The sequence below is a fragment of the Kitasatospora sp. NPDC003701 genome (genome assembly GCF_053587085.1).
Genome location: NZ_JBSFNM010000060.1, coordinates 46,077 through 58,289, shown reverse-complemented (window position 1 = coordinate 58,289; position 12,213 = coordinate 46,077). Strand labels below are relative to the sequence as shown.

Sequence of the window (12,213 nt, the reverse complement as noted above, 5' to 3'; positions counted from 1 at the left end):
AAGGCAAATGCCCCATTTTTCAAGATCGAACAGGGCCTCGGAGTGGTCCGCGCCACAGGTTCGGTGCTGTGAGGCCGGGCACATCGTCGACGGTGCGTGACGGGTCCTCGGCCGCCCGTGCCGGAATCGCGGGTCGGTGACCCGGGTCGGGGTGGCCCGCACCACAGCCCTCACTCGCAGCAGGTCGGGCGTGACTCACCGCGACGAATTCCGGGCGGGCGGGGCGCGGCCCGCGCCGGCGTGGTGGCTCCGGCCGGCCCCGGGCGTCCGGGGGCCGGGCCGAAGTCCTGGATCCGGGCTCAATCAAATGGATTGCCGACCCGGTGGGCGTGTGTCACTGTTCGCCTGGATCAACAGTTGGCCAATGCCGGAATTCGGATCGCCTCTCGGGGAATCCGCTGAAGCGGCGTGGAAGTACGAGGATCGGTGCCATGGGAAATCAGTACGAGGACGAGTGCCGCCGCTCGCTGGCCGAGGAGCAGGCGAAGAGCCTTGCCGAGACGAACAACTGGGCGCACGTGGACAAGGACCAGGTCCATCGGGACTGGGACGTGCTGTACAGGGAGATCGCGGCCTGCCTGGACGACTCCCTGCCCGGGGACCGACAGATCCAGGAGCTCGTTCGCAGGCACTTCGACATAACCTGCCGGTTCTACAGCCCCACCAGGGAGGCTTACGTCGGCACGGCGCTCCTGTACGCAGAAGACGACGGCATGAGGGAATTCCACAATTCCTACCATCCCAAGATGGTGGAATTCCTGGGCGGGGCCATGCGGGTATTCGCTGACCGCGGGGTCGGTTTCGCCGCGTAGCGCGGGATCCAGGGCCGCTGGCCGCTACGGCCGCTGGACGGTCACCTCGGGGTAGGCGGGGGAGGGGTGGTCGAGCAGCCGTCGCGGCACGCCCTTGAGGTGCAGGTCGAAGAAGGCCGCCACGTAGGCGCGGGTGATCTCCTCCGCCCGGGTCGGGGACAGCTGGGCCGACTGGGGCATGCCCGTGCGTGCCAGCACCACGGGTTCGTCGCAGAAGCTGCCGTGGTCGGAGCCGGCGACCTTGACCCAGCGCTTCCAGCCGTCCAGCGCGGCCCACGAGTCCCGCCAGGTCGGGTCGTTCACCCCGTCCTCCGCGCCCAGCATCAGGAAGGGTCGGCCGTCGAGGCCGCCGGGGGCGATCGAGGGGAAGAAGGTGCCGTCGAGATCGGCCCCGGCCCGGATGCGCGGGTCGGCGGCCATGGCGGTGGCGGTGGCGGCCCCGCCGATGGAGTGGCCGGCCATGGCCGTGCGCCGGGGATCGATCAGTGCGGCGTACCTCCAGGCGGGATGCCGGCCGGTGAGCCGGTCCAGGACGAAGGAGACGTCGGTGGCGCGGCCCGCGGTCACCAGCGGGCTCTTGTGGAGCGGGTCGTCGCAGATGGCGCAGGGCAGGGTGCGGCCGTCGGGCAGGGTGATGCCGGCGGCCTCGTAGGCGTGGTCGATCGCCGCCACCACGTAGCCGCGGCTGCTCAGCTCCTCGGCGAGGCCGGTGAGGGTGGCCCGGGGGAGGCCGAAGCCGGGGGAGAGCAGGATCAGCGGGTACCGGCCGGGCGCGGGGCGGGCGTCGGTCCGCGCCCAGGTGTGCAGGGTGGTGAGCCGCCCGGCGTTGGCGGCGCCCGGCGTGTCCTGGAGCAGCAGCCGTGCTTCCTCGGCGGTCAGGTACGGGGTGGGGCCGCCGGTGCCGGGACGGGCGGGGTAGTAGAGGGAGAGCATCAGCTGCCGGGCGCCCGCCGCCGGGACCCAGGGGTCCTGCCGGCTCTCGTCGACCAGGTGCAGGGTGTCCCGGCCGACGGGGTACGGGCCGGTGGGGCGCGGCAGGCCGGCCGGGGTGGATCGCGAGGCCGCGACACCCGGTGGGGCCGGTGCCGCGAGGGCCGTTCCCGCCCCGGCGAGCGGGAGCAGGAGTGGTACGGCGAGCGCGGTGGCGATGGCGCGAGCGGCGGTCCGCAGGTGCTTCATGGCATGTCACGCTAGGTGCCCACGGCGGCGGTTGACGTCGCCTCAGATGCGGACGGTCCCGTCATCCCGCAGGGGGAGAGGGTCAACCCCGGGGAGGAGAGGGGCCGTTCGGTGATGCGTGCCCCGGGCCCGGTGGTGCCGGTGCCCGCCGGATCCGCTCGCCGGAGCCGTTGCTCCGGTGCGGGGGCGAGCTCCGCACCGACCCGTGGCCGATCGGCCGTCGCTCAGCCGAGGAAGGCGCGCAGCAGTGCGGCGGTCGCCTCCAGGTGCTCCTCGGTGGCCCGGCGGGCGGCCGAGGCGTCGCCGGCCAGGATGGCCCGGGTCATCGCCCGGTGCTGGTCGGAGGCGTGGTCGATGTTGCGGCCGAGCATCGGGATGGCGTTGAGCAGGTCGTTGAGCCGGATCCGGGCCTCGGCGATGCCGGCGGCGAGCGAGGGCGAGCCGGTGAGTTCGCCGATCGCCAGGTGGAAGCGGGAGTCGCACTGCCGGTACTCGTCGGGGCTCGCGCCGTCCGCGTCGGTGAGCCGTTGCCGCAGGTAGGCCTGCTGTTCGTCGGTCAGGTCGCGGCGGGCGGCGAGTTCGGCCGCGCCGACCTCCAGGACCAGGCGCAGGGTGAGCGCGTCCTCCAGTTCCGCGCCGAGGTCCCGGGCGGCGCGGCGCAGCTCGCCGACGTCGGGTGCGGGCAGCCGGTAGGTGACGAAGGTGCCGCCGTAGCGGCCGCGGCGGGCCTCGACCCAGCCGGCCTGCTGGAGCGAGCGCAGGGCCTCGCGCAGGGTCTCTCGACTGACGTTCAGCCGGGCGGCGAGATCGCGTTCGGCGGGGAGCCGGTCACCGTGGCCGACCACGCCGAGCTTGATCGCCTGGAGGATCCGCTCGACGGTCTCCTCGAAGGCGTTGCCGGTGCGGACGGGTCGGAAGACGCTGTCGAGCTGCCGGTCCACCTGTGCCTCCACGGGGTGATCGTACCCGGGGGCCGGTGGAACCCGGTCGGGGGAGTGCTCTTGACGTCGGGGTGGCCAGGGGTGAACGATGCTGCACACGGCTCCAATGGTCTGCTTTCGGGCCATTGGAGCGCAAGGGTGGCGCACCACGACGACGTGGGCGCCCGTGCCGGTCCCCGCCTCATTCCCCAGGGGTGCGCATGACGTCCGAAGAACAGGTCGGCTCCAGCCCGGCCGACCAACCTGTCAGAGCAGTGTTTCCCGCCGATTCCAAGACCGTTTCCGCCACCGCGCCCGTCACCGCATCCGCCTCCGCATCCGCAGTCGGGGCGCCCGCCTCCGCACCGGTCGCCACCGCGCCCGCCTCCGCATCCGTCGCCCCCGGGCTGTCCGAGGACGAGCAGCGGCTGCGCGAGCTCGGCTACACCCAGGAGCTGGCCCGCTCGATGTCGGGCTTCTCCAACTTCGCGGTCTCCTTCTCCATCGTCTCGATCCTCTCCGGGTGCCTCACCCTCTACGGAATGGGGATGAACACCGGCGGCCCCGCCATGATCGTCTGGGGCTGGCCGCTGGTCGGGCTGATGACCCTCTGCGTCGGCCTCGCGATGGCGGAGATCTGTTCCAGCTACCCGACCGCGGGCGGGCTCTACTACTGGGCCGCCCAACTGTCCCGCCGCAAGGGGCCCGCCGCCTCCTGGTTCACCGGCTGGTTCAACTTCATGGGCCAGGTGGCCGTCACCGCGGGCGTCGACTACGGAGCGGCCTTCTTCACCAACGCCTTCCTCGACCTCCAGTTCGGGTTCGCCGCCACGACCGCCCACACCGTGGAGATCTTCGCGGTGATCCTGCTGCTGCACGGGCTGCTCAACACCCGGGGCGTCCGGCTGGTGGCCCTGTTCAACACGGTCAGCGTCTGGTGGCACCTGGTCGGCGTGGCGGTGATCGTGGGCGCGCTGGCCCTGCTGCCCAGCCACCACGCCCCGGCGTCCTTCGTGTTCACCGAGTTCGTCAACAACACCGGCTTCCGGAACAACTTCTACGTCGGCATGCTCGGTCTGCTGCTCGCCCAGTACACCCTGACCGGCTACGACGCCTCCGCGCACATGACGGAGGAGACCCACGACGCAGCCCGCTCCGGACCGCGCGGCATCGTCAACGCCATCGTGGTCTCGCTGGTGGCCGGCTGGATCCTCCTGCTCGGCATCACCTTCGCGATCCAGGACTACGCGGGGGCGCTCGGCAGCTCCACCGGCGTCCCGCCCGCGCAGATCTTCATCGACGCGATCGGCCAGACCGGAGCCAAGCTGCTCCTGCTGATCGTGATCGGTGCCCAGTTCTTCTGCGGGATGGCCTCGGTCACCGCCAACTCCCGGATGATCTACGCCTTCTCGCGAGACGGCGCGCTGCCCGGCTCCCGGCTCTGGCACCGGATCGACCCCCGCACCCAGACCCCTACCAACGCCGTCTGGCTGGCCACCGGCGGCGCCCTGCTGCTCGGGCTGCCGGCCCTGTGGAACACCACCGCCTACACCGCCGTCACCTCGATCTCGGTGATCGGCCTCTACCTCTCCTACGTGATCCCGGTGTACCTGCGGCTGCGCCAGGGCCGGGCGTTCCCCCGCGGTCCCTGGCACCTCGGCCGCTGGAGCGGGGTCGTCGGCAGCGTCGCGGTCGGCTGGACCGCCGTGATCACCGTGCTGTTCATGCTGCCGACCGCCAGTCCCGTCACCGCCGCCGGCTTCAACTACACCCCCGTGGCGGTCGCCGTGGTCCTCGGGTTCGCCGGCCTCTGGTGGCTGGCCTCCGCCCGGCACTGGTTCACCGGCCCCCGGATCCAGGACGCCCCCGCGACCGGCAGCCAGGAACTGCCGGTCGGGAAGAACTCCCCGGCCGACGAATTGGAGACCTCATGACCGCCTCCCGGCTCACCCTCGACCGGCTGGAGGCGCTGGTCGCCGACGGCAGCGTCGACACCGTCGTGCTGGCCATGACCGACATGCAGGGCCGTCTGCAGGGCAAGCGGATCGCCGCCGAGTACTTCCTCAGCGACGTCGTCCCCAACTCGGCCGAGAGCTGCGGGTACCTGCTCGCCGTCGACATCGACATGAACACCGTGGACGGCTACCGGATCTCGTCCTGGGACAGCGGCTACGGCGACTTCGTCCTCACCCCCGACCTCACCACCCTGCGGGCCGTGCCCTGGCACCCCGCCACCGTCATGGTCCAGTGCGACGTGCACCACCACGACGGCCGACCGGTCAGCGTCTCCCCGCGGCAGATCCTGCGGCGCCAGCTGGACCGGCTGGCCGCCCACGGCTGGCACGCCTACGTCGGCACCGAACTGGAGTTCATCGTCTTCCGGGACAGCTACGAGCAGGCCTGGGACAAGGACTACCACGGGCTCACCCCGGTCAACCAGTACAACGTCGACTACTCCATCCTCGGCACCTCGCGGATCGAGCCGCTGCTGCGCCGGCTGCGCAACAGCATGGCGGGCGCCGGGCTCACCGTGGAGTCCGCCAAGGGCGAGTGCAACCCGGGCCAGCACGAGATCGCCTTCAAGTACGGCGAGGCGCTCACCACCTGCGACGACCACGCCGTATACAAGACCGGAGCCAAGGAGATCGCCGCGCAGGAGGGGGTCAGCCTCACCTTCATGGCCAAGTACAACGAGCGCGAGGGCAACTCCTGCCACATCCACCTCAGCCTGCGCGACGAGCAGGGACGGTCGGTGATGGCGGGCGACGGCCCGCACGGCTTCTCCCGCACCATGGAGCACTTCCTGGCCGGCCAACTCGCCTGCCTGGCGGACTTCGCACTGCTGCTCGCCCCGACCGTGAACGCCTACAAGCGGTACGTGCCGGGCAGCTTCGCCCCGACCGCCATCGCCTGGGGCCGCGACAACCGCACCTGCGCGCTGCGGGTGGTCGGCCACGGCCCCTCGCTGAGGTTCGAGAACCGGGTCCCCGGCGGGGACGTCAACCCGTACCTCGCGGTCGCCGCCCTGATCGCGGCCGGCCTGTACGGGATCGAGCGGCAGCTGCCGCTGGAGCCGGAGTTCACCGGCAACGCGTACGCCTCCGACGCACCCCGGGTGCCGTCCGGGCTGCGCGACGCGATCGACGCGTTCGAGCGCAGCAAGCCCGCCGCCGAGGCCTTCGGCACCGACGTCGTCGAGCACTACACCCACGCCGGCCGGACCGAACTGGCCGCCTACGAAGCGGCGGTGACCGACTGGGAGCGGCGCCGCGGATTCGAGCGGCTGTGACCGTGCGCCCGCTGATCGGCATCACCAGCTACCTGGACGAGGCGGCCTGGGGCGTCTGGCGCCAGCCGGCGGCCGTCCTGCCGCAGACCTACCTCGACGCCGTCTCCCGGGCCGGCGGCACCCCCGTCCTGCTCCCGCCCCAGGCCGGCGGCGTCGAACGGCTGATCGGCGCGCTCGACGGGCTGCTGCTCGCCGGCGGCGCCGACATCGACCCCGCCCGCTACGGGGCCGACCCCCACCCGCGCACCGGCCGACCCCAACCGCACCGGGACGGCTGGGAGCTGGAGCTCCTGGCCGCGGCCCTCGACCGCGACCTGCCGGTCCTCGGCGTCTGCCGCGGCCTGCAACTGCTCAACGTGGCCCTCGGCGGCGACCTGGTCCAGCACCTGCCGGACGAGAGCCACCAGACCCTGCCGGCCAGCTACCTCCGGCAGGAGGTGGTGACCAGGCCCGACAGCGTGATCGGCGGGATCCTCGGGCCCACGGCGCAGGTCTCGTGCTACCACCACCAGGCGGTCGGCCGGGTCGCCGGCGGCCTGCTGGCCACCGCCTGGAGCGCCGACGAGACCGTCGAGGCGCTCGAACTGCCCGGCCGCACCTTCACCGTGGCCGTCCAGTGGCACCCCGAGACCGACCCGGACGACCCCCGACTGTTCGAGGCGTTCACCGCGGCCAGCCGCAAGGAGGCAAGCAGATGACCGAACCCGACCCCTACCAGGTGATCAACCCGGCCACCGAGGAGGTGATCACCACCGTCGAACTGGCCTCGCTCGCCGAGACCGACGCCGCGATCGCGCGGGCCGGAGCCGCCTTCGAGACCTGGCGCCGGGTCGCTCCCGCCGACCGGGCCCGGCTGCTGCGCGCCTTCGCCGCCGCCGTCGACGCCGACCGGGAACACCTGGCGGCCCTGGAGGTCGCCAACGCCGGCCACACCGTGGGCAACGCCCGCTGGGAGGCCGGCAACGCCCGGGACGTGATCGAGTACTACGCCGCCGCCCCCGAGCGGCTGTTCGGCCGGCAGATCCCGGTCGCCGGCGGCCTGGACATCACCTTCCAGGAACCGCTCGGCGTGGTCGGTGTCATCGTGCCGTGGAACTTCCCGATGCCGATCGCGGCCTGGGCCCTGGCCCCGGCACTCGCGGCCGGCAACACCGTCATCGTCAAACCGGCCGAGCTCACCCCGCTCACCGCGCTGCGGCTCGGCGAACTCGCCCTGCAGGCGGGCCTGCCCGAGGGCGTCCTGCAGATCCTGCCCGGGCGCGGCACGGTGGTCGGACAGCGCTTCGTCACCCACCCCGCCGTCCGCAAGGTGGTCTTCACCGGGTCCACCGCCGTCGGCCGGTCGGTGATGGCGGGCTGTGCGGCCCAGGTCAAGCCGGTCACCCTCGAACTCGGCGGCAAGAGCGCCAACATCGTCTTCGCCGACGCCGACCTGGCCAGGGCCGCCGCCACCGCGCCCTACGCGGTCTTCGACAACGCCGGACAGGACTGCTGCGCCCGCTCGCGGATCCTGGTCGAGGCGTCCGTGCACGAGGAGTTCATGGCGCTGCTGGAGACCGCCGTGCGCGGGGTGCGGGTCGGCGACCCGGCCGACGAGAAGACCGAGATGGGGCCGCTGATCTCGGCCGCCCACCGGGCCCGGGTGGCCTCCTACGTCCCCGACGACTCCGCGGTCGCGTTCCGCGGCACCGCCCCCGACGGCCCGGGCTTCTGGTACCCGCCGACCGTGCTGGCACCCGTGCGGCACGACGACCGGGCCTTCACCGAGGAGATCTTCGGGCCGGTGGTGGCCGTGGTCCCATTCCGCGGCGAGGAGGAGGCGGTGCGCATCGCCAACTCCACCGACTACGGCCTGTCCGGTTCGATCTGGACCAGGGACGTCGGCCGGGCGCTGCGGGTCTCCCGCGCGGTGGAGGCGGGCAACCTCTCCGTCAACTCGCACTCCTCGGTGCGCTACTCGACCCCGTTCGGCGGGTTCAAGCAGTCCGGACTGGGCCGTGAGCTCGGGCCGGACGCCCTCGACGCCTTCACTCAGACCAAGAACGTCTTCATCTCCACGGAGGAATGATGAGCATGACCGAGCGACTTGACGGCCGGGTGGCGGTCATCACCGGCGCGGGCAGCGGCATCGGCCTGGCCACCGCCAAGCGGTTCGCCGCCGAGGGCGCCAAGGTGGTCTGCGTCGACCTCGACGAGGAGTCCGGCAGCAAGGCGGCCAACGAGGTCGGCGGCCTGTTCGTGCAGGCCGACGTGACCGACAAGGACGCGGTCGAGGCGATGTACCAGCAGGCCGTCGACCACTACGGCCGGCTGGACATCGCCTTCAACAACGCCGGGATCTCGCCGCCCGACGACGACTCCATCCTGACCACCGAACTGGACGCCTGGCGGCGGGTCCAGGAGGTCAACCTGACCAGCGTCTACCTGTGCTGCAAGTACGCCATCCCGCACATGCGACGCCAGGGCAAGGGCTCGATCATCAACACCGCCTCGTTCGTCGCGGTGATGGGCGCGGCCACCTCGCAGATCTCCTACAGCGCCTCCAAGGGCGGCGTGCTCGCGATGTCCCGCGAGCTGGGTGTGCAGTTCGCCCGGGAGGGCATCCGGGTCAACGCGCTCTGCCCGGGGCCGGTCAACACCCCGCTGCTGCAGGAGCTGTTCGCCAAGGACCCGGAGCGGGCCGCCCGCCGGCTGGTGCACATCCCGCTCGGCCGGTTCGCCGAACCGGAGGAGATCGCCGCCGCCGTCGCCTTCCTGGCCAGCGACGACTCCTCGTTCATGACCGCCAACACCTTCCTGGTGGACGGCGGCATCTCGGGCGCGTACGTCACTCCGGAGTGGCAGTAGCCGCTGCCGGTACGCCGCCGGGGCCGCGCTCGTCGGCGGCCCCGGCGTTCCGCCGCACCCCGCGAACCGTGGGGTGCGGCGGCGTACCGGGGCCGTCGCGCGGGCTCCGGAGCCACCGACAGCGCCCGGAGCCCGGCGGGGGACCCCGACCGGTGGTCAGCCGATCTTGAAGCGCTGCCCGGCGCCCGAGCCGCACGGCTCCTGCACCAGCGCGGCCCCGGGCGTCACGGAGTTCGCGGCGACGGCCAGGCACTTGCCGCTGTGCCGGGCCACCAGGGCCGAGAAGCCGCCGCCGGTCGGGCGGACGGACCACTCCTGGTTCCACGCCCCGCTGCACCCGTACTGCACCACCGGGGCGCCGTCCGCCGTCGACTCGTCCGCCACGTCCAGGCACTGCCCGCTGTGGCGCACCACCACGGACACCTGGCCGGGGCTGCCGGCCCGCAACGACCACTGCTGGGCCTCGGATCCGCTGCAGCCGGACTGGACGACGGCGGCACCGGCCGCGCCCGTGTCACCGGCCACCCCGGCGCACAGGCCGCCGCGCCGCACCGTCACCGGCCGCCACACGTCCTCGGCCGCGCTGCGCACGGACCAGGACTGGTTGCTCCCGGTGGTGGCCGGCCAGACGCCCACCGGCGCGCCGTCCCACCGGGCGGCGTCCCCGACGTCGAGCAGGAGCCCGGTGGCCTTGTTGACGAACGTGCCCCGCCCGTCGCCGGTGGTGGAACGCATCCACTGCTGCTTGGCCGCGTTGCCCGGCGCGGCGAAGCCGAGGACGCCCGCGGTCACCGCGAGGGCCTTGCCCGTGGCGGCGTTGGTGATCCGGTAGGCGGCCGTGCTGTCCCAGCCGCCGCCGACCCGGGTGATGTTCCACTGCTGCCCGGCGTCGGCCGGGTCCGGGACGCGCTGGACGGGGCCCTCCTGCGCGGACGGGCCCGCCGCGAGGGCCAGGCCGCTGTTCTCGTTCCGCAACTGCCGCGCGTCACCGGTCGGCGTGGTCGCCGTCGAGGCGTTCACCCCGACCGTGCCGGGGAGGACGAAGGTGGTGACCGACCCGGGGCCGACGGTCGTGGTCACCGTGGCGGCGGCCGTGACGGTCAGGTCCGCCTCGCGCTGCACGTTCTTGCCGGCGTCGGTGGTGTAGCGCTGGACGGCCGTGCCGGCGCCCGGCTTCTGGAAGCCGGCCAGGTCCAGGGTGAGGGTCTGCGGCGCGCCGGTGGAGTTGGTGTGGACGACCACCGCGCCCGCGTCGCCCGGCCGGAGGGCGGCGAGGGTGTCGGCGGAGTTGGTGTTGATGACGCGGGCGCCGGGCCGGACGAACCTGGTGTAGTTCGCCATCGCCCAGTACTTCTTGTTCTTGCGGACGGGCTCGGCGGCCGGGTCGTCGGGCGTCAGGTCCACCTGGATGACGCCCCAGTTCGAGTTCTCGTGGGCCGGGGTCATGTTCTCGTAGTCCTCGACGGCCTGCCACATGACCCACGCCCGGGGTTCGAGCTCCGTGAGGTCGCCCGTGATGCGGCGGGAGAGGTCCATGGCGGGCGCCATGTCGGTGAAGCTCTGCGGGCCGAGGCCGCCGAGGTCGACCTCCGACATCCACAGCGGCTTGCCCGCGCCCTTGGCGATGTCCCGGGCTCCCGTGCGTCCCTGGGTGCCGTAGGTGTGGACGTTGAGCCGGCCGATCGCCGAGCGCGTCGCCACCGGGTAAGAGTTCCAGTCGTCGCGGAACATGACCGGGTCGGTCTCGTCCATCGCCGCCACCGGGGTGGCCAGGCCCGCCGCGTCGAGCGCGCCGCGCAGGCTGCCGATCATGCGCGCCTGGGCGGCGTGGTCCCAGTGGGACCCCTCCTGCGGGCCGCCCGCGCGCCAGTAGCCCGTGCCGGGCTCGTTGACCGGCGACAGGGAGCCGAAGGTGACGCCGGTCGAGTCCTGCACCCGCTTGACCGCCCCGGCCAGGTAGGCGGCGAAGCGGTCGTACTGGTCGGCGCGCAGGTTGTTCTCCCAGCTGTTGACCGCGCCGGAGACCAGGCCGCTGTTCGTCATGAAGTACGGGGCGGAGTTGGAGTACGCCTCGAAGGTGTCGGCGCCGCGGCTCTTCGCGGCGGTGAGCCACCAGCGCTGGTTGGCGTCGGCGTCGGCCTTCCAGTGGTCCGGGTCGTTCGGGTTCCACCAGTTGGCGGGCTCGGCACCGCCGTTGGGGCCGCCCGGCTGCGGGGCGTCCTGCGCAGGGCGGTTCCAGTGACCGGGAACGGCCGCGCCGGGCCGCATGTAGGGCACCGTCTCGGGGCTGTCGCCGCCGCCGATGTTGTAGCGGGCCACGGTGAGGCCGAGGCCGTCGGCGCCGAAGAGCTCGTCGGCCAGCTGGTTGCGGCGGTCGTCGGGCCAGCCGCCGGTGACGTTGGCGAACCAGCCCAGCGAGGTGCCCCAGCCCTGGAACGGCTGCTGCTGGTAGGAGGGGTCGAGCCGGACGGTGCGATGGGCGGCCGCTTCGGCGGCGGCCGCCGCCGGCTGCGGGGGCACGAGCAGACCGGCACCGGCCGCCGCGACCGCCACGGCGAGACAGCTGCGGGCCGTACGGTGTCGGCTCTTCTTGGAACGGGGGGCCATCGGTCCTCCAGGTGCGGGGGCAGGCAGACGAACGGCACGCCCCTCGGGCGAGGAGGGGCGGGCCGGCGGGTGGGGTGTGTGCCGGTGGTGCGGGCCCGGCCCGGGTGGGGGCCGGGTCGTGTGTGGGTCAGACCGTGACGGTCCGGCAGCCGGTCTGCCGGGTGTCACCGGTGCCGCAGGTGCCGCAGGTCCGCCGTGCGAGCGCGGCACTGTGGTCGGCGGCCCGGTTCACGAGGTCCGGGCCGGAGTGCTCCGGGTCGGAGAGCTCCGGCCCGGCTGCCAGGGCGTCGGGCAGGGCGTCGGGCAGGGCCGGGGCGGCGGCGCCGGCGGCCATTCGCAAACACAGCATTCCTACTCGTGCCTTCGTTCGCCGATGCGTCGTCGGGCAGCTCTCGGTACGGCAGGCCGGTCGGCCCGCAGGTGCCGACGGCACGTGGGTGGGCCGCGCCGGCCTGCCGCGGTGGTGGGGGTTCGAACGCATCGTGGGTGGGGGTGGCCCGATGGTCGGTGGAGCGCGTTCATCGCCGATGTTCGCGCAAACAATCGGAGTGATGAGAGT

At 72.9% G+C, this 12,213-nt stretch carries 10 protein-coding genes; 6 read left to right on the top strand and 4 right to left on the bottom strand.

Annotated elements, in window-relative coordinates:
* The first annotated feature begins 431 nt into the window (after positions 1–431).
* Entirely contained in the window at positions 432–812 is a 381-nt protein-coding gene (locus tag ACWDRR_RS36210) for a TipAS antibiotic-recognition domain-containing protein (protein ID WP_449776522.1), read from the top strand.
* 24 nt (positions 813–836) lie between these two features.
* On the opposite strand, the gene ACWDRR_RS36205 is transcribed toward ACWDRR_RS36210, so the two are convergent.
* Positions 837–1,991, bottom strand: a complete 1,155-nt coding sequence (locus ACWDRR_RS36205; RefSeq protein ID WP_449776521.1) for an alpha/beta hydrolase family protein — start codon at positions 1,989–1,991, stop codon at positions 837–839.
* Positions 1,992–2,215: 224 nt separating this feature from the next.
* The gene (locus ACWDRR_RS36200) at positions 2,216–2,944 is read right to left on the bottom strand and encodes a FadR/GntR family transcriptional regulator (protein WP_449776520.1); all 729 of its coding nucleotides are present in this window, start codon (positions 2,942–2,944) and stop codon (positions 2,216–2,218) included.
* Between the two features lie 434 nt (positions 2,945–3,378).
* Here ACWDRR_RS36200 and ACWDRR_RS36195 point away from each other — a divergent pair, with 434 nt between their 5' ends.
* From ACWDRR_RS36195 to ACWDRR_RS36175, 5 genes are read left to right on the top strand one after another with little or no spacing between them, the layout of a single operon-like run.
* A complete protein-coding gene (locus ACWDRR_RS36195) occupies positions 3,379–4,845 on the top strand; it encodes an amino acid permease (RefSeq protein ID WP_449776523.1) in 1,467 nt (488 codons plus the stop codon).
* Positions 4,842–6,200 carry a glutamine synthetase family protein gene (locus ACWDRR_RS36190; protein ID WP_449776519.1) on the top strand — a complete coding sequence of 453 codons (1,359 nt, stop codon included), beginning with the start codon at positions 4,842–4,844 and terminating at the stop codon, positions 6,198–6,200. The genes ACWDRR_RS36195 and ACWDRR_RS36190 overlap by 4 nt, the downstream gene beginning before the upstream one ends.
* A complete protein-coding gene (locus tag ACWDRR_RS36185; RefSeq protein ID WP_449776518.1) occupies positions 6,197–6,898 on the top strand; it encodes a gamma-glutamyl-gamma-aminobutyrate hydrolase family protein in 702 nt (233 codons plus the stop codon). Before ACWDRR_RS36190 ends, ACWDRR_RS36185 begins: the two co-directional genes overlap by 4 nt.
* Entirely contained in the window at positions 6,895–8,268 is a 1,374-nt protein-coding gene (locus ACWDRR_RS36180) for an aldehyde dehydrogenase family protein (protein ID WP_449776517.1), read from the top strand. The genes ACWDRR_RS36185 and ACWDRR_RS36180 overlap by 4 nt, the downstream gene beginning before the upstream one ends.
* The gene (locus tag ACWDRR_RS36175) at positions 8,265–9,047 is read left to right on the top strand and encodes a 3-oxoacyl-ACP reductase (protein ID WP_449776516.1); all 783 of its coding nucleotides are present in this window, start codon (positions 8,265–8,267) and stop codon (positions 9,045–9,047) included. Before ACWDRR_RS36180 ends, ACWDRR_RS36175 begins: the two co-directional genes overlap by 4 nt.
* Before the next feature lie 156 nt (positions 9,048–9,203).
* Here ACWDRR_RS36175 and ACWDRR_RS36170 read toward each other — a convergent pair whose 3' ends face one another.
* Both ACWDRR_RS36170 and ACWDRR_RS36165 read right to left on the bottom strand, forming a co-directional pair.
* Positions 9,204–11,654, bottom strand: a complete 2,451-nt coding sequence (locus ACWDRR_RS36170) for an RICIN domain-containing protein (protein ID WP_449776515.1) — start codon at positions 11,652–11,654, stop codon at positions 9,204–9,206.
* Between the two features lie 127 nt (positions 11,655–11,781).
* Positions 11,782–11,988 (bottom strand): hypothetical protein, encoded by a 207-nt coding sequence (locus ACWDRR_RS36165; RefSeq protein ID WP_449776514.1) that lies wholly within the window; start codon positions 11,986–11,988, stop codon positions 11,782–11,784.
* Positions 11,989–12,213: the final 225 nt, after the last annotated feature.

Excerpts from the sequence above, each read along its gene's own strand:
- ACWDRR_RS36165 (WP_449776514.1), bottom strand. The coding sequence starts at position 11,988 with ATGGCCGCCGGCGCCGCCGCCCCGGCCCTGCCCGACGCCCTGCCCGAC.
- ACWDRR_RS36170 (WP_449776515.1), bottom strand. The coding sequence starts at position 11,654 with ATGGCCCCCCGTTCCAAGAAGAGCCGACACCGTACGGCCCGCAGCTGT.
- ACWDRR_RS36175 (WP_449776516.1), top strand. The coding sequence starts at position 8,265 with ATGATGAGCATGACCGAGCGACTTGACGGCCGGGTGGCGGTCATCACC.
- ACWDRR_RS36190 (WP_449776519.1), top strand. The coding sequence starts at position 4,842 with ATGACCGCCTCCCGGCTCACCCTCGACCGGCTGGAGGCGCTGGTCGCC.
- ACWDRR_RS36210 (WP_449776522.1), top strand. The coding sequence starts at position 432 with ATGGGAAATCAGTACGAGGACGAGTGCCGCCGCTCGCTGGCCGAGGAG.
- ACWDRR_RS36195 (WP_449776523.1), top strand. The coding sequence starts at position 3,379 with ATGTCGGGCTTCTCCAACTTCGCGGTCTCCTTCTCCATCGTCTCGATC.
- ACWDRR_RS36205 (WP_449776521.1), bottom strand. The coding sequence starts at position 1,991 with ATGAAGCACCTGCGGACCGCCGCTCGCGCCATCGCCACCGCGCTCGCC.
- ACWDRR_RS36180 (WP_449776517.1), top strand. The coding sequence starts at position 6,895 with ATGACCGAACCCGACCCCTACCAGGTGATCAACCCGGCCACCGAGGAG.